The sequence below is a fragment of the Falsiroseomonas stagni DSM 19981 genome, from assembly GCF_900114315.1.
Classification (GTDB): Bacteria; Pseudomonadota; Alphaproteobacteria; order Acetobacterales; family Acetobacteraceae; genus Falsiroseomonas; species Falsiroseomonas stagni.
Genome location: NZ_FOSQ01000010.1, coordinates 13968 through 34942, shown reverse-complemented (window position 1 = coordinate 34942; position 20975 = coordinate 13968). Strand labels below are relative to the sequence as shown.

Below are 20975 nucleotides of genomic sequence, written 5' to 3'. Positions count from 1 at the left end.
GTGACCCCGCTGGCGCAGGCGCTGCTCAATCCGCGCCGCATCGCCCTCATCGGTGCCTCCGCCGATGAGGGCAGGCTGACGGCGCGGCCGCAGCGCTACCTGCGCCGGCATGGCTACACGGGCGACCTGCTTCCGGTGAATCCACGCGCGGCGGAGGTGCTGGGCGAGCGCGCCTATGCGTCGATCGACGACATCCCCGGCGACATCGATTTCGCCTACATCCTGCTGGGCACCGACAATGTCGAAGCCCAGGTCGCCGCCTGCGCCGCGCGCGGCATCCCGCTGGCCTGCGTGCTTGCCGATGGATTTGCCGAAGCGGGGCCGGAAGGTGCGGCCCTGCAGGCGCGCGTGCTGGCCGCGGCGAAGTCGGGCGGGATGCGGCTGCTCGGCCCCAATTCCATGGGCGTGGTGAACGCCAATGCCCGCACGGCGCTGACGACCAATGCGGCGCTGGAAGCCGAAACGCTGCCCGCCGGCCGCGTCGCGCTGATCTCCCAATCCGGCTCCATGATGGGCGCGCTGCTGTCGCGCGGCGCGGCGCGGGGGCTCGGCTTCTCCCACCTCATCGGCACGGGGAACGAGGCCGATCTGACGGCGGGGGAGATCGCCTCGCTCGCGCTCGACGATCCCGATGTGGATGTGGTCTGCCTGTTCCTGGAAGCGATCCGCGCGCCGGATCAGATGGCGGCTGCAGCGGCGAAGTCGCATCGCCTCGGCAAGCCCATCGTCGCCTTGAAACTCGGCCGCAGCCCTTTCGGCGCGGAACTCGCCAACAGCCACACGGGCGCGCTGGCCGGCAGCGATGCCGCGGCGGATGCCTTCTTCCGCGCGAACGGCATCCTGCGCGTGACGATGCTGGAGGCGCTGCTGGAATTGCCGCTGCTGGTGGCGGGACGGCGGCCGGCGGCACGCACGCATCGCGGCGTCGGCGTCATGACCACGACGGGCGGCGGCGGCGCGCTGGCGGTGGACGCGCTGGGGGTGCTGGGGATCGAGGCGAAGAAGCCCGATGCCGTGGCCAGCGCGAAGCTGGAAGCGGCCAAGCTGCCGCATCACGCGCGCCTGCTGGACATGACGCTGGCCGGCACGCGGCCGGATCGCGTGATGGCGGGGCTCGATGCGCTGCGCAGCGCGGGGGATACGGATCTGGCGCTCGTCGTCGTCGGCTCCTCCGCCCAGTTCCGGCCGAAGGATGCCGTCGGCGGCGTGGTGGAAGCGGCGAAGATCCCTGGTAAACCCATCGCCGCCTTCCTGGCGCCGCAGGCCGAAGCCTCGCTCCGCATGCTGGCGGAAGCGGGCATCGCCGCCTTCCGCACGCCGGAAGGGGCCGCGGATGCCATCCGCGCCTTCTGCGACTGGCGCGCCCCCGTGGCCGCGCCCGCGATCAGCGCGCCGGCCGTCACCCTGGCCGCGGAACCGGATGAGGCGGATGCGCGCACCCTCTTCGCGGCGCTTGGCCTCGCCTCGGACAGCCAGGTGATGCAGGACGAACCGCCGGCTGGCCTCCGCTATCCAGTCGCGCTGAAGATCCTGTCGCCCGATCTGGCGCACAAGACGGAAGTCGGCGGCGTGGCGCTGCACATCGCCGATGCGGTCGCGCTGCGCGATGCCGCCGCCGCCATGCGGGCGCGCGTCTCTGCGGCAGCGCCGGATGCGCGCATCACGGGGATGCTGGTGCAGCCCATGGCGAAGGGGTTGGCGGAGGCGATCCTCGGTTTCCGGCGCGATCCGGAAGTGGGCCCGGTGGTGCTGCTCGGCGCCGGGGGCGTGCTGTCCGAACTCCATCGCGACATCGCGCTGCGGCTTGCCCCCGTCAGCCTCGACGAAGCCCATGCGATGATCGGGGAGGTCCGCGCCATGAAGCCGCTGACCGGCTGGCGCAACCTGCCCAAGGGCGACCTGGATGCGCTCGCGCAGGCGATCGTCGCCGTCTCGGCACTCGCGGCCGTGCCGGCGGTGGCGGAGGCGGAGATCAACCCGCTGATCGTCGGCCGACCCGGTGAGGGCGTGACGGTTGCCGATGCCTGGGTGGTCCGGGCGTGACGGCGCCCGCGCCCGGTGCCACGCTGCAGGCCATGAATGCCGAAGACCTGATCCGCGCGCGCTACGGCGCCCTGCCCTTCGCCCCGGTCGATGTCCCGGATGCCCTGGCCGCGATGCTCGGCCGCAGCGTGACACGGCGCTACAGCGCCGAACCCGTATCGGAGGCGCTGCTGGATACGGTGCTGGCGGGCGCACAATCCGCGCCGGCGAAGTCCGACCTCCAGCAGTATTCCATCCTGGTGACGCGCGATCCCACCAAGATTGCGGCCATCGCGGATGCCATCGGCACCATGCCCTGGATCAAGGAAGCGCCGGTCCTGCTGATCTTCTGCGGCGACATCCGCCGCGGGCGGCAGGTCTGCGCGCATCACGGCCGCGCGCATGCCAATGACAGCGTCGATACCTTCCTGAATGCCAGCGCCGATGCCGCGCTGGCCATGGGGTTCTGCGTCATGGCGGCGCATCACGCGGGGCTCGGCACCTGCCCGATCTCTTATGTGCGGAACAACCTCGATCTGGTGGCGTCGCTGTTCGGGCTGCCGGAAGGCGTCTTCCCGGTGGCAGGGCTGACACTCGGCTTTCCCGCCGCGCGCAACGCGACCTCGCCCCGCCTGCCGCCTTATGTGGTCGTGCATCGCGAACGCTATGACGACAGCGGCCTGCTGCCCGCCCTGCCGGCCTATGATGCGCTGCGCCCGCCGGGCAAGCCGCGCTACCCGGAGGTCCACGGCCCGAAGCCCGAGGGCTGCACCTGGAGCGAGAATGCCGCCCGCCAGCTATCGGTGCCGGAGCGCGCGAATTTCCGCGCCTGGCTTGCCTCGAGGGGTCTGAACCTTGACTGACACCAAGCCGAAGGACCCGACGGCCGACAATCCCGGCGGCGCGGATCTTGTTGCCGCGAAGCCCGTCAGGAAGCACGCGGTGAAGCCCCGCCACGCCGCCAGCCTCATCGTCTGGCGCGATGGCCAGGCCGAGCCCGAGATCCTGATGGGCATGCGCCACGCCAAGCACAAATTCATGCCGAGCGTGCTGGTCTTCCCCGGCGGCCGCGTGGACCGCGCCGACCACGGCGTGAAGGTGCTGTCCAAACTCAAGCCGGAAACGCTGGCCCTGCTCGCGCACCGCGCCCCGCCCTCGCTGGCCCGGGCGCTGGGCGTGGCGGCGGTGCGCGAATTGTATGAGGAAACCGGCCTGCTGATGGGGGAGATGAAGGGCAAGCGGCTGATGGCCGATCTCTCCGCCCTCGACTATCTCTGCCGCGCCGTCACGCCGACATCCCGTTCCATGCGCTTCAATGCGCGCTTCCTGATCGCCCCCGCCAGCGCCGTGCGGGGGGAGATTGCGGGATCGGGCGAGTTGGAAGGGCTCGACTGGTATCCGCTGTCGCGGGCGCTCGGCGCGAAGCTGGCCAACATCACGGAACGCATTCTCGTGGAGTTTCGGGAATGGCACGCGACCGCGCCCGCGTCGCGCGCGGCGCTGCCGAAGATCGTCTATCGCGGCAATGACAACCGGATGAGCGACGAATAGGCGCTACCGCGCCTCGAAGCTCTCACCGTCCCGCGCCGCGGCGCCTTCCGCCGCCAGCTTGATGAGGTGCGCCAGCAGGCTGCGCGCGGCGGCCGGCACCAGGCGCGGGTCGAGCGTCGGCCCGTAGGCGGCGGGCACCAGGTCCAGCGGCGTGGCGCGCCGCGCCGCCCGCAGCGCGTCCAGCACCTTCGCCTCCCGCTCCAGCCGATGCGCGGCCAGGGCGGCCACGAAGGGCGCGGGGTCGGGCAAGGGCGGGCCGTGGCCTGGCAGGTACAGGTCGTGGTCGCGCGCCGCCAGCCTGGCGAGGGACGTCATGTAGGCCGCCATGTCGCCATCGGGCGGGCTGACCACGGTGGTGGACCAGCTCATCACATGGTCGGCGCTGAACAGCGTGCCAGTGCCGGCCTCGTCCTCCAGCGCGAAGCACAGATGGTTCGCGCAATGGCCGGGCGTGTGCAGCGCCGTCAGGCGCCAGTCATCGCCTTCCAGCGCGGTGCCGTCGGGCAGCGTGATGTCCGGGTGGAAATCATGATCGCCGCCCTCCCCGCCCTGGTCCGGCGGCGTGACATGCGGGCCGAAGCCGAAGGTCGGCGCGCCGGTCGCGGCCGCCAGCGCGGCAACGCCGGGGGAATGGTCGCGATGGGTGTGGCTGACCAGGATGTGGGTGATCGCCTCCCCGGCCGTCGCGCGCAGGATCGCCGCGCATTGCGCGGCATCGGCGGGGCCAGGGTCCAGCACCGCCACGCGGCCACGGCCGATGATCCAGCTGTTGGTGCCGCGCCAGGTGAAGGGGCCGGGATTGCCGCAGAGGATGCGCCGCACCCCCGGTGCAACCTGCTGCACCACGCCGACCTCGGCACTGTCATCGCGCAGGAACGGGATGCTCATGACTTCTTCCTCCCGCGCAGCAATTCGCGGTGCATGATGTAGAGGCTGGCGGCGACGATCGCCGAGGCACCGGCCATGGTCCAGAGGCTCGGCACATCGCCGAAGAACACCATGCCGAACAGGATCGCCCAGAGCAGCGAGGAATAGGAATAGGGCGCGAGCGCCGAGACCTGCGCGCTGGCCCAGGCCTCCGTCAGCAGCGTCTGCGCCACCCCGCCGAGCGTGCCGATCGCCATCAGAATCAGCATGTCCTGCCAGCTCGGCGTGACCCAGACGAAGGGCAGCGCCAGGCCGATGATCGCCGTCATCAGCAGGGATTGCCACAGGACGATGGTGGTGGAGGCCTCGGTCGCCGACAGGCTGCGGACCATCAGCGTGGTAATGGCGGAGAAGATGCCATGCGTGGTCGCCGCGATGATGCCCATCCGCGCCGCGCCACCGTAATCCCCGGTGAAGGCGCCCTGCCCGAAGGCGATAATGAGAATCCCCAGGAACCCCGCCAGCACCGCGCCGGCGCGATGCAGCCCCACCTTCTCCCCCAGGAAGGGGATGGACAGGATGGTGACGAACAGCGGCGTGGCGTTGGTCAGGGCCTGGTGTTCCGCCAGCGGCAGCACGCCGAGCGCATAGAAGGAACAGGCGGTGGCGCAGACGCCGCTGGCCGCGCGCACCAGATGGCCGCCGAAGCGCTTCGTCTTCAGCACCGTGGTGAAGCCGGTGCCGAAGCCCGTGCGCCGCAGCACGATCAGCGCCACCACCGGCAGGGCGAAGGCGCTGCGGAAGAACATCTGCTCCTGGAAGGGCACGCGGCCCGCCAGCGACTTCACCAGCACCGACATGAAGGCGAAGAGCGCGCAGGCCGACAGCATGAAGATGATGCCGCGGCGAAGGTCGTGGCGCAGCGGCATTTATGGCCTCGGCCCTTGGGCCGCATCGCGTGCCGTCGCCTCGGCCTCACGCTTCCGCACATGTTCGCGGTGCAGATTGTAGAGGCCGGCCGCCATGACGATCAGCGCGCCCACCAGCGTGTTCAGCGCCGGCACCTCCGCCCACAGCAGGAAGCCCAGGATGCCGCCCCAGAGCAGCGTCGTGTATTCGTAGGGCGCCAGCGCCGAGACCGGGGCGATGGCGAAGGCGCGGGCGAAGAGGAAATGCGCGCAGCCATTCGCCAGGCCCAGGAAGGCCAGGCACAGCGTCACGTCCCAGGCCGGGATCAGCGGCCCGAGCGGCGGGAAGACCGGCAACAGGAGAAAACCGGTCGGCACATGCGCGGCCAACAGCGCAAAGGCGATGGCCTGGGGCGTATCGGTGCGCGCCAGCACCCGGGTCCAGATGCGGGTCAGCGCCAGCAGCGCCGCGGCGGCCAGCAGCATCCCGGCCTCCCACCGCCACAACTCGCCGCCGGGCTGGAGGATGACCATCACGCCCGCGAAGCCGACGCAGGTGCTGGTCCAGCGCCGCCAGCCTACCTTCTCCCCCAGCAGGGGAATGGCCAGCACAGTCATCATCAGCGGCGCGGCGGCGTTCACGGCATAGGACCCGCCCAGCGGAAAGCCGCGGAACCAGGCGAGGTAGAAGGAAACAGTCACGGCGCAGTGCAGGATGGACCGCAAGGCCAGCAGCGGCCGACGCACCGGCACCAGGCCCTGGCCGCGCGACAGGATGGCGATGGCGATCATGCCGAAGACGCCACGCCAGATCATGGCGACGGCGACGCCCACTTCCGGCAGCGCCCATTTCACCGCGGCATCCGCGCCGGAGATGATGCCATAGCCCAGCGCGACGACGGCGATGCCCTTGATCGTGTCCTGCGTCAGCGGCAGGCGGGGGCGCGACGGCGGCGCGGAAGCCGCCGTCGCGCCCTGTGTTCGATCAGCCAATGGGCTGCCCTTCAAGCACCGCTTCCGCCTGCATGCAGGTGGCGCCGGTATCGTCGCGCGTCTCCAGCAGCACCTGGGCGCCCTCCTCCCGCCGCAGCACCGTCAGCGCGCGGCCATCGAAGCAGGGGCGGCGGCCGCGATAGGCGAAGCACGCCAGGCGGGCGCCGGGGGCGGCGTGATCCAGCGCGTGATGGGCCATGAAGGTGGCCTGCAGCGGGCCATGCACGACCAGGCCGGGATAGCCTTCCTCCCCCGTCACATAGGGGTGGTCGTAGTGGATGCGGTGGCCGTTGCCCGTCAGAGCGGAGTAGCGGAACAGCATGACGCTGTCCGGCACCACCACGGTCGAAACCGCGTCGGGCCAGGCGGGCGCCGGGTCCGCCGCCTTCACCGCCGCGCCATCGGCGCCGCGATAGACGATGTCCTGCTCCTCCTCCACCGCGAGGCCCGCGGGCCCCTCGACGCGATGCTGGACGGTGACGAAGACGAGGCGCCCGGCGCCGCCCGATTTCTCCGCCACCTTCAGGATGGTGCTGGTGCGCCGCACGGCATCGCCGATCCGCAGCACCGCACCGGGGAAGGCCACGCGCCCGCCCGCCCACATGCGGCGCGGCAGGTCATGCACCGGCGGCAGGAAGCCGCCCCGCTTCGGGTGGCCGTCCGGGCCGATGCCGTCGGGCATCACCCAGTCCTGGAACAGCATCCAGTGCCACAGCGGCGGCAGCGCCGCCGGCACGGGCCGGCCCAGAGTCGCGGCCAGGCCGCGGACCAGGCGGGCATCCAGCGTGTCCTCCCGGATGTCGGTTTTCCCGACGTAGTCGTCGTAGGCCATCATTCCTCGCGCAGATAGAGCAGGTAATTGTCCAAATGGACGATGCGGGTGTAGCGCCGCCAGGTCTCCTCGAAGGCCGGGTGGCGGGAGAAATAGGCGATGGGGTCGAACTCCTCCGCCCCGCAGCGGGGGATGCCGGACCGCTTCGCCACCAGCACCGCGCCGGGCGGCGCGCGGGCGAAGTCCTCCGCCACCGTGCGATAGACCAGGAATTCGGGGCGGGACATCTCCCAGGGCTCCCGGTAGCGGGCGGCGCCTTCCGGGCAGTCGGGATAGGCACCGACCAGCAGCCACAGGTTCATGGTGCGCAGCGTGGACCGGGCGCGGGCGTAGTTCAGCGCGGGATAGACGGGGTAGATGTCGGGCGAGAGGACCAGCAGCCTCTCCCCCGCCACTTCCCGCTTCAACTCGGCCGCCAGTTGGCCGTCGGACAGCGTGGTGTACCAGATCTGCCGCCAGGGGCTCTCGCCCCGGATATGAACGGCGGCGATAGCGAAGGTGCAGGCGATGGCCAGCATCGGCGCGGCGGCCAGCGCACGGCCGGATGGCAGGGCGCGGTCGAACCAGCGGGCCGCCACCCAGCCGCCGGCCAGCGCCGTCGCCATGGCCATGGGCACGACATGGTACGACCAGCCCTTGTGCTGCACGATGGCGGAGAGCATTCCCCCCAGCGCCACGCAGCCCAGCGCCCGCGCCCCTGGCCCCGCCCCGCGCCAGGCCAGCATCGGCAGCACCAGCAGCACCGCCACCACCGCGGAGCCCATCTTGTCCGTCAGCAGCACGGCGAAGACGTTGAGCCCCCCGGTGCCGAGGTAGAAATCCATCACCAGCGGCACGACGTGGCCGAGATAGTCCGGGAACAGCAGCGGCAGCGTCGCCAGGTAAAGCAGCCAGACCACGGCCATCAGCCAGGGCAGCGGGTCCCGCAGCGCCAGCGCCGGGCCGCGTCGCCACAGCACCAGCGCCTCCACCAGCAGGGGCACGGCCAGGAAATGCGGCTTCAGCGCGAAGGCCAGCGCAGCCGTCAGCGTAATGCCGAGCGCGAGCCCCGTCGGTGTCCCCTGCCCCTCCATCCGCCGTGCGGCCAGAAGCGCATAGGGCAGCGCGAAAAGCCCCATCAGATGTTCGCGCTGGCCGACATCATAGGCCGCCAGCAGGCAGGTGAGCGGCACCAGCGCATCCAGCACGGCGGCTTCGACCGGCCCCTCCCGCTGGTCCCGCCGCAGCGCCACGCAGAACCGCCAGGCCAGGGCGCAGCAGCCCAGCACGCAGGCCTGCAGCGCCTGCACGGAATCCAGCGGCGTGAAGCGGTCGATCAGCGCCGGGATCGCGGTCAGCGCGAAGATCAGCGGCGGGTTGACGTCGATCAGGTCGCGGTAGAGCCGCTCCCCACCCACCCAGCGCTCGGCGAAATTCAGGATGGCCGCGACATCGTGATTGAGCGGCGGCGCCAGCACCATCAGCAGGAAGGCCAGGGTCGGTGCCAGCGCCAGGGCACGCAGCACCCGGGCGCGGGTTTCCGGCTGGACGGCGATCGGTTGCCCCTGCGGCTGGGCCACTTCCGCCGCCGTGGCGCGGTCGGGCGCGGCGGAGGCCGGCAGGGGATGGGCACCCCTGGCCTGGACGGCGTGGTGCGGTGGGCTGGTCGGCGGGGTCATCGGCGGCCGCATCCTCGGCCCGCAAGGGTCAAGGCGCAACCGCATTGCGGCGCCGATGCGGCGGATCTGCCCTGCGTCGGTCGCGGTCCCGCCTTGCCCTCGCCGCGCTCCACCGCCACAACGGTTTCGTGGAACCCGCCGAATACGCCCTGATGGACGCCGCCGAGGATGGCATGTGGTGGTTCAAGGCCGCCCATGCCCGCGTGCTGGACGCGCTGCGCGCCCGCCCGGGACCGGATGGCCCGGTGCTGGATGCAGGCTGCGGGACAGGCGGCTTCCTGCGCCGGATGCGGGATGAGATGCCGGGCCGCGCCGCGATGGGCCTGGAATACATGCCCGATGCCGCCCACCGCGCGCAGCAGAAATCCGGCTGGCCGGTCGCGGCGGGGGATGCGAATGCGCTGCCCTTCCGGGATGCCAGCTTCGGCGCCGCGGTCAGCATCGACGTGATCTGCCACGCCGGCGTCGATCCCGCGCGCGGCCTGGCGGAACTGCACCGCGTGCTTCGGCCGGGCGGCACCGTGGTGCTGAACCTGCCCGCCTTCGAATGGCTGCGCAGCGCGCATGACGCGCGCGTGCACACCGCCCGCCGCTACACCGCCGCGGGCGCCACGGCGATGATGGAACAGGCGGGCTTCACCGCGATTGCATCGCGGTACTGGAACGGCCTGCTGCTGCCGCTCATGGCGCTGCAACGCAAGGTGCTGCACCGCAAGCCCGATGCCCCGAGTGACGTGACCCACTTCCCCCCCTGGATCGACCGAACCCTGCACGCCGTCGCGGAGACGGAGCGGCGGATCGGCCTGGCCGGCATCCCCATGCCGGCAGGCGGTTCCGTCCTCGTGATCGCGACGCGCCCGTGATGGAGACCGAAGAGATGACTGACGTGACCGGCCGCCCGGTCGGCCTTTCGATCGTGGTGCCCGTCTATCGCGGCGCCACCACCGTCGGCGCGCTGGTGGAAGCGCTGTCCGCGCTGCGCCCCGCCGGCGGCATCGAGATCGTCCTGGTCAATGACGGCAGCCCCGACAATTCGGGGGAGGTCTGCCGCAAGCTCCAGCGCACCGCGACCGTGCCGCTCACCTACATCGAGCACGCCCGCAACTTCGGCGAGCACAACGCGGTGATGACCGGGCTGCGCCATGCCCGCGGCGCCTATGTCATCACCATGGATGACGACCTCCAGAACCCGCCGGAGGAGGTGATCCGCCTGTACGACCACGCCCGCCTCGGCGGCTGGGACGTGGTCTACACGCGCTACGCGAAGAAGGAACATGAGGGCTGGCGCAACCTCGGCAGCCGCTTCGCCAATGGCGTGGCGGACCTGCTGCTGGACAAGCCGAAGGGCCTCTACCTCTCCTCCTTCCGCTGCATGTCGGCGCTGGCGGTGCGCGAAGTCGCGAAATACAGCGGCCCCTACCCCTATGTGGACGGGCTGCTGATGCAGGTGACGCAACGCCTCGACAGCATCGAGGTGAAGCACCTGCCGCGGGCGGAAGGCCGTTCCAACTACACGCTGAAGCGCCTCGTGCTGCTGTGGCTGAACCTCGCCACCAACTTCTCCGTCCTGCCGCTGCGGCTCGCGATCCTGGCCGGCGCCGCCATGGGCGTGCTCGGCCTGGTCGCCGCCGCCGTGGTGATCTTCGAGGGGCTGAGCGGGGAGACGCCGTCCGGCTGGGCCTCGATGATGACGGTGGTGCTGCTGGTCTCCGGCGTGCAGTTCCTGATCCTCGGCGTGCTCGGCGAATATGTCGGCCGCGCCTTCCTCTCGGCCAATGGCAAGCCGCAGGGCGTGGTGAGGGAGGTGATGCCGGCCGCGGAGGCGGAGTCCGAGGCTGCCCCGGCCGCGGAGGCGAACCGGGTGCGCGTGGTCTCGTGACGGCGGAGCGGGAGGGGCTGCCCCCATGCTGAGCGCCTGGATCACGCTCGCCGCCGCGATCACCACCTCGCTGGTCGGCCAGGTGCTGCTCAAGGCCGGCGCCTCCGGCTCCGTCGCGGCGGAGACAGGCTTCTTCGACCAGCTCTTCCGCTGGCAGACCATCATCGGGCTTGGCGCCTATGGCGGTGCCGCGCTGCTCTACATCATCGCGCTGCGGAAGATCCCGATGAGCGTGGCGCTGCCCTGCACGGCGGCGAGCTATGTCGTCATCGCCATCATCGGCTGGGCGGTGTTCGGGGAAAGCCTCGGCGCGCAGAAGCTGGCAGCGATCGGGCTGATCTCCGCGGGCGTGTTGCTGCTCGCCACGACTGCGTGAAGCCGGCCGCCCCGGGCTGGGCTGTCGTCACCGCGCTTGGCGTATCCCTCATCCTGGGCTGGGGGACCGGCTACTTCCTGCCGGGCGTGCTGGGCGTGGCGATGGAACGCGACCTCGGCCTGCCCGCCGGCGCCAGCTTCCTCATCGTCGCCATCCAGCTCGGCCTGGCGGGATTGCTGGCGCCGCGGGTCGGGCGGCTGATCGACCGGCGCGGGCCGCGCGCGGTGATGGTGGCGGGATCGCTCTTCTACGCCGCCGGGCTGGCGATGCTCGCGGCTTCGCCCGGCGCCGTGATGGCGCTGCTGGCCTGCCTCGTGCTGGGCATCGCCGCCGCCATGACGCTGTCGGAGGCCAGCAACGCCGCGCTGGCGACGCTCGGTGCCGATGGCGCGCGCAAGCGGATCGCGGCGCTGGCCGCCATCTCCGGCCTCGCCGCCGCCGTCGCCTGGCCCGCCCTTGCCTGGGCGGAAGCGCATTGGGGCTGGCGCGTGGCGGTGCTGGGCGCGGCGGCATCGCACCTGCTGGTGGCGCTGCCGCTGCATGCCACGCTGGTGCCCCGCGGCAGCCGGGAGAGGGCGCCGCGCGGCCCCGCCCCCCGCCTGTCGCCCCGGCTGCGATGGCTGTCCGCCGCGCTCACGGTGCAGGTGCTGGTGGGCTCTTCGCTGCTGGCGAACATGGTGGCGGTGGTGGAGGCGCTGGGCATGGATCGCGGCAGCGCCATCTTCTGGGCCTCCCTCGCCGGCCCGGCCCAGGTGGCGGCCCGGCTGTTCGACTTCGTGGGCGGGGCGCGGCTGCGGGCCATGACGCTGGCCTCCATCGCGCTGCTGGCCATGCCGGCTTCCATCCTGCTGCCGCTGATCGGGCATGTGCTGGCGCCGGGGCTCGGCGCCGCGGTCACCGTGCCGGTCTTCGTGCTGTGCTACGGGCTGGCCTCGGGCGTGATGAGCGTGATGCGCCCGGCCACGCTGATCGAACTGCATGGCACCGATGGCTATGCGACGGTGGCGGGCAAGGTGATGGCGCCCGTCACCTTCGCCATGGCGGTGGCGCCGGTGATGTTCGCGCCGCTGCTGCTGAACACGGGCGCCGATGTCGCGCTGCCCATCATCGCCGCGATCTGCTTCGGCGGCTTCCTGATGCTTCGCCGCGCCGCGCGGGGGTTGTAGGCTGCGCGCCATGCGCCACGCCATCCTTCCCCTGCTGTTCCTCGCCGGATGCGCGGCGCACCCACCATGTCCGCCCGGGCTCGGGCCGGCCACGCTCGCCAGCGCCTATTTCGGCCGGACCTCGGGCGGCGAGGAGATCGTCACCGACGCCGCCTGGGCCCGCTTCATGGATGACGCCGTGACACCCGCCTTCCCCGATGGCCTGACCGTGCTGGACGGCGCCGGCCAGTGGCGCGGGCGCAGCGGCACCATCAGCCGCCAGCGCAGCAAGGTCCTGGTCGTGGCGCTGCCGAACGGCGATGCGGCGGAGGCGCAGCGGCGCCTTGCCCCCGTCATCGCCACCTACCGGGAGCGGTTCCGGCAGGAGAGCGTGATGGTCACGACCCAGTCAGTGTGCCTCGGCTTCTGATCAGCCAAAGGCGCCGACCTCATGCACGATGGCCGCGCTGCATTCGCGGACCAGGGCGAAGAGCTGCCCCATCGGGTGGAACAGCGTCGCGTGTTCCGCCGCGTAGGAATTGCTCGTGCGTTCCGGCGCCGGCTCATGGAAATCGAGGCCGGATGACGGGTCGGGATTGGCCGGGAAGACCTCCGCCAGCAGTTTCAGCGCGCGCTCGACGTCGAGTTGCAGGATGCCCGCCACCAGGCTGTCGCGCGTCGCGCCATGCCGCGGGCTGAATTCCGGCAGCGCGACGGCCAGCAGCCAGATGCGGTGGATCAGCGCCAGGCGCAGCGCATGCAGCAGCACCAGGCGGTCCGGCATCCGCGGCAGGTCCGGCCAGGCGGCGCGCAGCGCCAGGTGGTCCGCCTGCAGCCGCCGGAACATGCGGACGACGACGGCGGAGAGGTCGAGCTTCTCCAGCGCCTCCGCCACCGCCATCAACTCCTCCCGCCGCCCCGGGCGCTGGGTGGCGCCGGCGCGGTCCAGCCAGGGGCCGGGGTCCAGCGTATCCACCGCCGCGCGCAGCACGCCGATGTCGGAACTCGCCGCCGCCCGCGCGGCCATGGCGAGCGCGCGGGCAAAGCGGGGGCTGCGCGCGCGGAGGTCCGCGAAGGCATCGGGGTTGGCCGCCGCCGCCGCGCCCAGCCCGTGCAGCGTATTCGCCAGCCAGCCCATCTGCTGGAGGATGGCGTTGTTCGGGATGGCGCGAAGCTGGCTCGGATGGCTGATGCGCGAAGGGCCGCCCATGTCCGATTGCCGCGCGGCGGGGCGTGAACCCGTGCGGTCCAGCAGCCCCGGTCCGAAGGCGCCGAGCAGCGCGGCATAGCCGGGGTCCTCGACCAGCTCCTGCATCTCCCGCCGGATGGTGGCGAAGAAATCCGCGGCCCAATCGCTCTCGGCATAGATCGGGTCGGGCTCGCCCTCGGGCTCCGCGAAGGCATGTTCCGCGATGCGGGCGATGGTGGCGGCGGCGAGTTGGGGCGTGCCGAACAGCAGGTAGCCATCGCCGCCCTGGAAGCTGCTCTCCTCCCGCAGCTTGAGGCCCACCTTGGTCAGCGCCGCCCGCGCCTGGGGCGGCGAGAGGTAGTCGAGGCGATCCGCCAGGCTGTCCGGATGCCCGCCGCGGCCGATGCTCTCCCCATGCGTGTCGAACAGCACGAGTTCGAGATCCGCCAGCCCATGCCGCCGCAACTGGTCCGCCAGCCGCAGCTTGAGCCGTTCCGCCAGGTAGCTCGCGGGAAGCTGGCCGACATAGCGGCCGGAATCGGAATAGCCGAATTGCAGGCAGAGCCTGCCATGGGCGCGCAGGTAGTCGCGGAAATGCGGGCTGCGGAGTGCTTCCTCCACCACCCGGTCGCCGCGCTCCAGCGCCTCCGCCGTCTCGAACAAGGGCGAGATCTCGATCCGCTCCGCGATGCCGAGGCGCTTCGCCAGCCACAGCGCGCCGAGCAGCGTGTAGCCCGTCTCCGTCTCCGCGATCAGGAAGCGCACGGGCTGGGAGGCATCCACATGCTTGGTGATCTGCGCCACCGTCATCATCAGCTTGGCGGCGGAGGCCTGTTCCGCCAGCAGCGCGCCGAAATCGACAGGCTGGGCCTCGACCTCCGCCAGCGCCTGGTTGATCTGCGTGAGCAGGCCGCGGCGGCTGGCCATGTCATCCGGCGCGGCGGTGAGGCCGAGGCGCTGGCGCAGCGCGTTGTGGATCTGGCTGGCGTTGAGGCGCGTGTGGGTATGCGCCAGCGCCAGCCCATGCGCGGCCAGACCCGCGCGCGCGACGGCGAGCTTCAGGCGCGTGGCATCATCCGGCGCGGCCGCCATGGCGGCGGGGAACAGCGCCAGCAGCGGCGCGGGATCGACCAGCGCATCGTCGCGCCGCCCGACCAGCACGGCGGCGAAGGCCTGGACCTCATCGGGCTTCGGGCCGCTCGGCAGGGCTTCCAGCTGCGCCGCCACCGCCTGTTCGGCCAGCAGCACGCGGGCCGCCAGGGCAGCGACGCCGTCACCCAGCGGCGAAAGCTGCGCGGCCAGGCGCTGCAACTGCAGCCGCTTCATCGTCAGCCGCAGCCCGATCGTGTCCCACCAGCCGATATCGGTACGGCCATCCGTGTCGTAGCCGACCCAGGTCGAGAGCAGCACGGGCGAGGGCCGCAGCTGCTGCCAGCGATCGCCCCAGACCCCCTGCGCCGCCAACAGCAGCGCGGCAGCCAGTTCATCCAGCGCATCCCGCCCGCGGGCGATGGCGGCGGCGGCCTGGACGAATTCCTCCGTGAGTGTCGGCGCCGCCGGGCGATGCGCCAGGCCGCGCGGCATGGTGCCGCCCGATGCCGCCGCGGCCACCGCGGCATTGGTGCCGGGGGGCAGGGAGAAGGTGGGGTGCGCCGTGAACACGGCCGCGAAGCGCGGCCGCTCCACCGCCTCCCGATAGGCGGCGAAGGGCACGGGGCTGTCATCGGGATCGGGCCGCACCAGCCGCGCCGCCAGCGCATCCAGCCCGCCGGCGCGGCCGATGCCGACGTAATTCGCCAGGCGCTGCGCGCGTTCCGCCGCGGCATCATCAGCGATCCGGCCGATCAGCGCGGCGATGGCGGGCGCGTCCAGCCTGCCATCATCCAGGCGTCGGCTGATGGCGAGGGCCATCAGCAGCACGGGGTCGCCGAAGGGGTCGGTGGCGGCGGCCTCCCGCGCCTCCTTCAGGCGCGCCAGGAGGTCGGCCAGGGTTTCGGCGACGGGATCAGGCGCGGGGGCTTGGACGTCGGGCATGGCCCGATGCTGCACCTGCGAAGCGGGGCGGCGCCAGCACGGAATCGCGCGGCGACGCAGCCCCGGAACGAATCCGCCGCCGGATCGGGCAGGCGGCGCCTAATCCGGCCGCATCATCAGCGCGTTGAAGCGGCGCTCCGGCCGGCTGGTGATGGTGATGCCCCGCTTGGCGGCAAAGTCCCAGGAGGGATGGAAGACCGGGATCAGGGCCACATCCTCGAAGGCCGCATCGATCGCGGTGTGCAGCTTCGCGCGCCGGCGGCCCGGGTCGATCTCGGCCATCGCGTCCTGGATCAGCGCATCCACGCGGGGGTTGGAGTAGCGCGTGCGGTTGGCGTTGCCGTAGCCGCGCCCGGCCTCGAAGCTGTGCACCACGGCGCGGGGGCCCTCCCCGGCTTCGTTGGTGCCGTATTGAGCGATGAAGGCGGAATAGGCCTGGCGCGTCGCCTCCGTGAAGAAGACCTGGCCCGCGACGCCGGCGACGGAGGCCTGGATGCCGGCGCGGTTCCACATCTGCGCGATGGCCTGGGCCACCTGCTCATCCTTCGGGTAGCGGTCCGTCGTGGCGTGCAGCGTCAGGCGGAAGCCCTGGGGAAAGCCGGCCTCCGCCAGCAGGGCGCGGGCGCGGGCGGGGTCATGCGGGGTGGGGCGGAGGTTGGGGCTGGTGCCATCGATGGTGTTGGGCAGGAACTGGCTGGCCGGCGTCGCGCTGCCTTCCATCAGGCGGGTCACGATGGCGTTCCGGTCGATCGCCATGGACAGCGCCTGGCGGACGCGGACATCCATCAGCGGGTTGCGCACCGGCGTGCCATCCCGCCCCGTCACGAAGGGGCTTTCCGGCCGGGCACTGTCCAGCGCGATGTAGTGCACGACGGCGGCGGGGCCGCTGAACAGCCGGAAGCGCGGATCGGCGGCGATGCGCGCCTTGTCGCCCGTCGGCACCTGGTCGATCGCATCGACATCGCCGGCCAGCAGCGCCGCGACGCGGGACGGGTCCCGCGCGATGGTGCGGATCGTGACGTTGCCCCAGGCCGCGCGCGGGCCCCAATGCGCGTCGTTGCGCGTCAGCGCCAGGCTTTCGCTGTTCACATAGCCCGCGAAGCGATAGGGGCCGGTGCCATTCACGCGGCCGGCGTTGAACTCGCTGGTCGTCTGCCCGGCATCCCGCGCCGCCACCAGCAGCACGCGGGCCAGGTCGCCCGGCAGCGTCGCGGTCGGGGTGGAGGTGGTGATGCGGATGGTGGTGTCGTTCACCACCGTCACCTCCCTCACCGCCCGGATGAAGCTGGTGAACAGCGCGGGGCTGTTCTGCACATTGGGCACGCGCGCGAAGGTCGCGGTGATGTCGGCCGCCGTGAAGGGCGTGCCGTCATGGAAGCGCACGCCGGGGCGGAGGTCGAACTCCCAGGTATTGGCGTCGATCAGCCGCCAGGCGGTGGCGAGGCCCGGCTTCACCTGCAAATTCTCGTCGATCTCCGTCAGCGCGTCCCAGATCTGCGGATGCGCGGATCCCGCGGGGAAGCCGTTGAAGAAATGCGGGTCCATCGTGTTCAGCGACAGGCTGGTCGCGATGGTCAGGTTCTGCGCGGTCACGGCATTCGCGCCGAAAGCGAGCATCGCCGCGGCGATGATGGTCTTCTTCATGGTGCGGGCCTCCCGTCGCCCCGCCCCCATCCTGCCCGGCCGCGCATGGACGCGCCAGCGCCACGGCCATAGGCTTTCCGCGCTTCAGGGGGAAACGCGCCATGGCCGGACCACGCATCGCACTCGGCGGCTTCATGCTGGAAAGCAACGGCCACGCGCCGGTCGCGACGCGGGCGGAGTTCGAGGCCGCCTGCTGGCTGGAAGGCGATGCGCTGGCGGCGGACCTGGCGAAGCCCGCGCCGCGCGCGCCGGCGGGGCTTTCGGGCTTCATGCGCGCCATGGATGCGGGGCGGCCCTGGCAGCCGGTCTTCACCATCGCCGCCACCGCCGGTGCCTCCGGCCCCATGGACCAGGATGTCTTCGACGATGTCGTGGCGCGGCTGGAAGCAGGGCTGCGCGCGGCGATGCCACTCGATGGCGTCTTCCTCGCCTTGCATGGCGCCGCCACCGCGACGGTGGACAGGGACCCCGATGGCACGCTCCTGAAGCGCGTCCGCGCCACTGTCGGCCCGGACGTGCCCATCCTCGGCACGCTCGACCTGCACACCAACGTGTCCTGGGCGATGGTGGAGGCCGCCGACATGCTGGCGTCCTACATCACCAACCCGCATGTGGACCAGGCGGAGCGCGGCGCGGAATGCGCGGCCGTGATGCGCGCCATGCTGGGCGGCATGCGGCCGCGCAGCGCCTTCGTGAAGCTGCCCTTCATCCCGCCCGCCACCAGCCAGAACACCGCCGCCGGCCCCTATGCGGACGCCATCGCCTTCGGCCAGCGCTACCTGGACCATGAGGTGCTGAACGTCTCCATCTCCTCCGGCTTCTCGCTGGGCGACACGCCGAAGAACGGGCTTTCCGTCATCGTCACCACCCGCACCGATGGCGCGCGGGCGCGACAGGTGGCGGAGGAGATCGCGGACTGGATCTGGTCCACCCGCGACAAGTGGATCACCAATTTGACGAGCCTGGAGGACGCGACGGCGATGGCGCTGGCCGCCGGGCGCGACGCCGCGGCGCCATCCCTTCTCTTCGCCGATGTCGCCGACAATCCCGGCGGCGGCGGGCGCGGCAACACCGCCTTCATCCTCGAATCCTTCGTGAAGGCGGGCGTGGAGGGCGCGGTCTTCGGCATCCACAACGACCCCGCCTTGGCGGCGGAGGCCCATGCGCTCGGCCTCGGCGCCCGCTTCACCGCGCGCTTCAACCGGGACGAGACCAACATCTTCTCGAAGCCCTTCGAGGCCGAGGCGGTGGTGGAGGCATTGACCGATGGGGAGGTCGTGGGCCGCCGCGGCATCTATCGCGGCCGCAGCGTCTCCACCGGGCCGACCGCCCTGCTGCGCATCGGCGGCGTGCGCGTCGCCGTCGTGACCAACCGCCGGCAATTGGCGGAACCCCGCATGGTGGAATCGCTCGGCGTCGATCTGCGCGCCGTGCGATCGCTGGTGGTGAAGTCGCGCGGCCATTTCCGCGCCGGCTTCGACGACATCTGGACCCCCGACCGGATCATCGAGGTGGATGTCCCCGGCCTGACCACCGTGGTGCTGACGCGGGTGCCCTGGCGGGAAGTGCCGCGCCCGATCTACCCCCTGGACCCGGCCATGGACTGGAAGGCCGGCGGCGCCTCGCTCCGCGGCGACTGAACGACCACCTCCGACTGGAGGAGGGTGATGGTGAAGACCGCGCCCCCGTCCTGGTTCCGCGCGGCGATGGTGCCGCCCATGGCCTTCACCAGGCCATGGCAGATGGACAGGCCAAGGCCGGTGCCCTTGTCCACGCCCTTGGTGGTGACGAAGGGTTCGAAGATGCGGGCCAGCACCCTGGGCGCGATGCCGCCGCCAGTATCGCGCAGCAGCAGTTCCACGCGGCCTTCCGGCGGCGCGGCGCCCAGTTCGATGGTGATGCGCCGCGGCTGCCCCGGGGGCAGCGTCTCCATCGCATGGCAGGCATTCATCAGCAGGTTCACCAGGACCTGCTCCAGCCCCACCAGATGCCCCAGGACCATCGGCGAGGCCTCGCCGAAATCGACGGTGACGGCGACATCGGCGTCGCGCAGCGACCCGCCGACCAGCGTCATCGCCCCTTCCACCGCCGCCTCCAGCGCCAGCGGTTCGGGGGGCGCCGCCTCATCCGACCCGCGGGCGAAGCGGCGGAGGTGTTCGATGATGTTCCCGGCGCGGGCTGATTGCTCGACGATGCGCTCGATCCGCTGCCGCGCCGCGGAAAGCCGGCCGGAATCCAGCGCCTTCTGCAGGTTCTGCGCGGCCAGGGACATGATGGTCAGGGGCTGGCGGAGTTCATGGGCGAGGCCCGTCGCCATCTCCCCCAGCGAGGCCAGGCGCCCGGCCGCCGCCAACTGGCCGGCGCGCTCCCGCTCCGCGCTGACATCGGCGGTGTAGCCGACGATCTCCACCACGCCATTGTCCCGGCGCTGGGTCACCGCGGCCACGGTGCGCAGCCAGCGGCCGCCGCCATCGGGCTGGCGCAGGCGGAACTCACGCTCGGCCCGACCTTCCCGGCCCACCGTCTGCATGAATTCCTCGAAGGCGTCGGGCTCGGGCGCGCGCAGCGCCGCCCAGCCGCCCGGCGCCTCGATCACCTCGGCCGGCCAGCCCGTCACCGCCTCCACATTGCCGCCGATCCGGCGGTAGCGGGGCGGCACGCCGGGGGCGACTTCCACCTGGAACATCAGCGTCGGCACGCCATCCAGCAGGCGGGTCGTCTCCGCCCGGCTGGACCGCAGCAGCGCCGTCTCCCGCGCCGCCATCTGGTGGCGTTCCTCCGCCGCGCTGGCGGCATCCTGCTGGGCCTGCACCAGGCGGCTGAAGCGGATCATCACCGCCAGGCAGAGGAGGGTGACGATGGCCAGCACGCCGATGCCGGCGCCGAGTTCGAGGCGGTGGCGATGGACCGGCGCCAGGATCACATCCAGCGTCCGCGACACTTCCACCACCATCATGCCGGTGGCCGTCACGCCGAAGGCGGCGGTGGCGGGCGTGCCGCTGCTATCCTCCACCTGCTGGATGCCGGCATCGAGGCGCGGCAGGTAGTCCCGGAACAGCCAGGCGGCGGGGTTGGCGACGCCGACACCCTCCGTCCGTCCATCGGAACGCGCCAGCAGCACGGCATCCAGCCGGTGGAAGCGCACGGAGACGTTGAAGGCATCCGCCGCGCGCTGTCCGATGGCGGTCAGGTAGTCCGGGTTCATCAGCGCGATGACGAAGCCGCCCGGCAGGCCGTTCGGGTCCAGGATGGGCCGCAACAGCGGGATGCTCCAGCGCCCCGCCTGCTGGATGGTCTGGCCGGGCCGGCCGAAGAAGCGCCCGGGTTCCGGGCTGCCGATCGCGAGCTGGGAGGCCCCGCTGGGCGAGACCTCCAGCCACCGCCGGTCGGCCAGCGAGAGGCCGACAAGCGCCTCCTCCGTCGAGAAGACGATCCGGCCTTCCGCATTCACCACCGCCGCGGCGCGGAGATGCGGCAACTGCGCCAGGCGCATGCCGACGCGGTCGATCTCCCAGGGCTGGCCGCGCTGCTCGATGCCGCGCACCATCTCGATCAGCAGGATATCGGTGGTTTCCAGCGCGCGCGTCAGCTGGTCCACCACGCTGGCGAGCACGCCGATCACGTCGCGGCGCGCTTCATCCGACGCGGCCCGCTGTTCGCGCTGCCCCAGCAGGGCGAAGAGGGACAGGAAGCAGATGGCCAGCATGACGCCGGCCAGCACGCCCAGCGCCCTGGCCCGCCCCGGCCTTGATGCCCAGGCGCGCAGCAGCCGGAAGCGGAAGGCCTCCGGTTCCGTCGCGCGCACCGGGCCTTGCTGCTCCGCTTCCATCATCCCCAATGCCAAGGCCCGCCCGGCCCCCGGGCCGGCAGGTCCAGG

Annotated in this window: 17 protein-coding genes; 9 read left to right on the top strand and 8 right to left on the bottom strand. The window is 71.7% G+C overall.

The window, feature by feature from the left end:
- The 3 genes from BM041_RS21340 to BM041_RS21330 are packed head-to-tail and all read left to right on the top strand — an operon-like array spanning window position 1 to window position 3573.
- Entirely contained in the window at window positions 1-2043 is a 2043-nt protein-coding gene (locus tag BM041_RS21340; RefSeq protein ID WP_092961934.1) for an acetate--CoA ligase family protein, read from the top strand.
- A 32-nt stretch (window positions 2044-2075) separates the two neighbouring features.
- Entirely contained in the window at window positions 2076-2885 is an 810-nt protein-coding gene (locus BM041_RS21335) for a nitroreductase family protein (protein WP_175534072.1), read from the top strand.
- A complete protein-coding gene (locus tag BM041_RS21330; protein WP_245762209.1) occupies window positions 2878-3573 on the top strand; it encodes an NUDIX hydrolase in 696 nt (231 codons plus the stop codon). The genes BM041_RS21335 and BM041_RS21330 overlap by 8 nt, the downstream gene beginning before the upstream one ends.
- Before the next feature lie 3 nt (window positions 3574-3576).
- Here the strand turns inward: BM041_RS21330 and BM041_RS21325 are convergent, their stop codons facing one another.
- Genes BM041_RS21325 through BM041_RS21305 form a run of 5 tightly spaced genes read right to left on the bottom strand, consistent with a single transcriptional unit; the run spans window position 3577 to window position 8831 of the window.
- On the bottom strand, window positions 3577-4461 hold the full coding sequence (locus BM041_RS21325; protein WP_092961931.1) for an MBL fold metallo-hydrolase: 885 nt from the start codon (window positions 4459-4461) through the stop codon (window positions 3577-3579).
- Entirely contained in the window at window positions 4458-5369 is a 912-nt protein-coding gene (locus BM041_RS21320) for a DMT family transporter (RefSeq protein WP_092961930.1), read from the bottom strand. Before BM041_RS21320 ends, BM041_RS21325 begins: the two co-directional genes overlap by 4 nt.
- Window positions 5370-6341, bottom strand: a complete 972-nt coding sequence (locus BM041_RS21315) for a DMT family transporter (protein WP_245762208.1) — start codon at window positions 6339-6341, stop codon at window positions 5370-5372.
- Window positions 6334-7176 carry an FAS1-like dehydratase domain-containing protein gene (locus BM041_RS21310; RefSeq protein ID WP_092961929.1) on the bottom strand — a complete coding sequence of 281 codons (843 nt, stop codon included), beginning with the start codon at window positions 7174-7176 and terminating at the stop codon, window positions 6334-6336. The genes BM041_RS21315 and BM041_RS21310 overlap by 8 nt, the downstream gene beginning before the upstream one ends.
- The gene (locus BM041_RS21305; protein ID WP_092961928.1) at window positions 7173-8831 is read right to left on the bottom strand and encodes a hypothetical protein; all 1659 of its coding nucleotides are present in this window, start codon (window positions 8829-8831) and stop codon (window positions 7173-7175) included. The genes BM041_RS21310 and BM041_RS21305 overlap by 4 nt, the downstream gene beginning before the upstream one ends.
- Before the next feature lie 128 nt (window positions 8832-8959).
- Between BM041_RS21305 and BM041_RS21300 the strand changes: the two genes are divergently transcribed.
- From BM041_RS21300 to BM041_RS21280, 5 genes are read left to right on the top strand one after another with little or no spacing between them, the layout of a single operon-like run.
- Entirely contained in the window at window positions 8960-9694 is a 735-nt protein-coding gene (locus BM041_RS21300) for a class I SAM-dependent methyltransferase (RefSeq protein ID WP_092961927.1), read from the top strand.
- A gap of 14 nt (window positions 9695-9708) precedes the next feature.
- On the top strand, window positions 9709-10710 hold the full coding sequence (locus BM041_RS21295; RefSeq protein WP_092962085.1) for a glycosyltransferase family 2 protein: 1002 nt from the start codon (window positions 9709-9711) through the stop codon (window positions 10708-10710).
- Window positions 10711-10735: 25 nt separating this feature from the next.
- The gene (locus BM041_RS21290; protein WP_092961926.1) at window positions 10736-11086 is read left to right on the top strand and encodes a DMT family transporter; all 351 of its coding nucleotides are present in this window, start codon (window positions 10736-10738) and stop codon (window positions 11084-11086) included.
- Window positions 11083-12252: an MFS transporter gene (locus BM041_RS21285; RefSeq protein WP_175534071.1), complete on the top strand. Its 1170-nt coding sequence runs from the start codon at window positions 11083-11085 to the stop codon at window positions 12250-12252. The genes BM041_RS21290 and BM041_RS21285 overlap by 4 nt, the downstream gene beginning before the upstream one ends.
- Before the next feature lie 10 nt (window positions 12253-12262).
- Entirely contained in the window at window positions 12263-12661 is a 399-nt protein-coding gene (locus BM041_RS21280; protein ID WP_092961924.1) for a DUF3574 domain-containing protein, read from the top strand.
- On the opposite strand, the gene BM041_RS21275 is transcribed toward BM041_RS21280, so the two are convergent.
- Together BM041_RS21275 and BM041_RS21270 are read right to left on the bottom strand one after the other, a co-directional pair.
- The gene (locus BM041_RS21275) at window positions 12662-15454 is read right to left on the bottom strand and encodes a phosphoenolpyruvate carboxylase (protein WP_092961923.1); all 2793 of its coding nucleotides are present in this window, start codon (window positions 15452-15454) and stop codon (window positions 12662-12664) included. It abuts the gene before it with no gap.
- 99 nt (window positions 15455-15553) lie between these two features.
- The gene (locus BM041_RS21270) at window positions 15554-17098 is read right to left on the bottom strand and encodes an ABC transporter substrate-binding protein (RefSeq protein ID WP_175534070.1); all 1545 of its coding nucleotides are present in this window, start codon (window positions 17096-17098) and stop codon (window positions 15554-15556) included.
- 101 nt (window positions 17099-17199) lie between these two features.
- Here BM041_RS21270 and BM041_RS21265 point away from each other — a divergent pair, with 101 nt between their 5' ends.
- Complete coding sequence (locus BM041_RS21265; RefSeq protein ID WP_092961921.1) at window positions 17200-18738, top strand: M81 family metallopeptidase; 1539 nt, start codon at window positions 17200-17202, stop codon at window positions 18736-18738.
- Here BM041_RS21265 and BM041_RS21260 read toward each other — a convergent pair.
- Window positions 18678-20903 carry an ATP-binding protein gene (locus tag BM041_RS21260; RefSeq protein WP_175534069.1) on the bottom strand — a complete coding sequence of 742 codons (2226 nt, stop codon included), beginning with the start codon at window positions 20901-20903 and terminating at the stop codon, window positions 18678-18680. The two genes, BM041_RS21265 and BM041_RS21260, sit on opposite strands and share 61 nt — an antisense overlap.
- Window positions 20904-20975 lie beyond the last annotated feature (72 nt).

What these genes read in the sequence shown, in the direction of transcription:
- BM041_RS21335 (WP_175534072.1), top strand. Translation starts at nt 2,076, where the DNA reads ATGAATGCCGAAGACCTGATCCGCGCGCGCTACGGCGCCCTGCCCTTC.
- BM041_RS21325 (WP_092961931.1), bottom strand. Translation starts at nt 4,461, where the DNA reads ATGAGCATCCCGTTCCTGCGCGATGACAGTGCCGAGGTCGGCGTGGTG.
- BM041_RS21320 (WP_092961930.1), bottom strand. Translation starts at nt 5,369, where the DNA reads ATGCCGCTGCGCCACGACCTTCGCCGCGGCATCATCTTCATGCTGTCG.
- BM041_RS21310 (WP_092961929.1), bottom strand. Translation starts at nt 7,176, where the DNA reads ATGATGGCCTACGACGACTACGTCGGGAAAACCGACATCCGGGAGGAC.
- BM041_RS21305 (WP_092961928.1), bottom strand. Translation starts at nt 8,831, where the DNA reads ATGACCCCGCCGACCAGCCCACCGCACCACGCCGTCCAGGCCAGGGGT.
- BM041_RS21295 (WP_092962085.1), top strand. Translation starts at nt 9,709, where the DNA reads ATGACTGACGTGACCGGCCGCCCGGTCGGCCTTTCGATCGTGGTGCCC.
- BM041_RS21290 (WP_092961926.1), top strand. Translation starts at nt 10,736, where the DNA reads ATGCTGAGCGCCTGGATCACGCTCGCCGCCGCGATCACCACCTCGCTG.
- BM041_RS21280 (WP_092961924.1), top strand. Translation starts at nt 12,263, where the DNA reads ATGCGCCACGCCATCCTTCCCCTGCTGTTCCTCGCCGGATGCGCGGCG.
- BM041_RS21275 (WP_092961923.1), bottom strand. Translation starts at nt 15,454, where the DNA reads ATGCCCGACGTCCAAGCCCCCGCGCCTGATCCCGTCGCCGAAACCCTG.
- BM041_RS21270 (WP_175534070.1), bottom strand. Translation starts at nt 17,098, where the DNA reads ATGAAGAAGACCATCATCGCCGCGGCGATGCTCGCTTTCGGCGCGAAT.
- BM041_RS21265 (WP_092961921.1), top strand. Translation starts at nt 17,200, where the DNA reads ATGGCCGGACCACGCATCGCACTCGGCGGCTTCATGCTGGAAAGCAAC.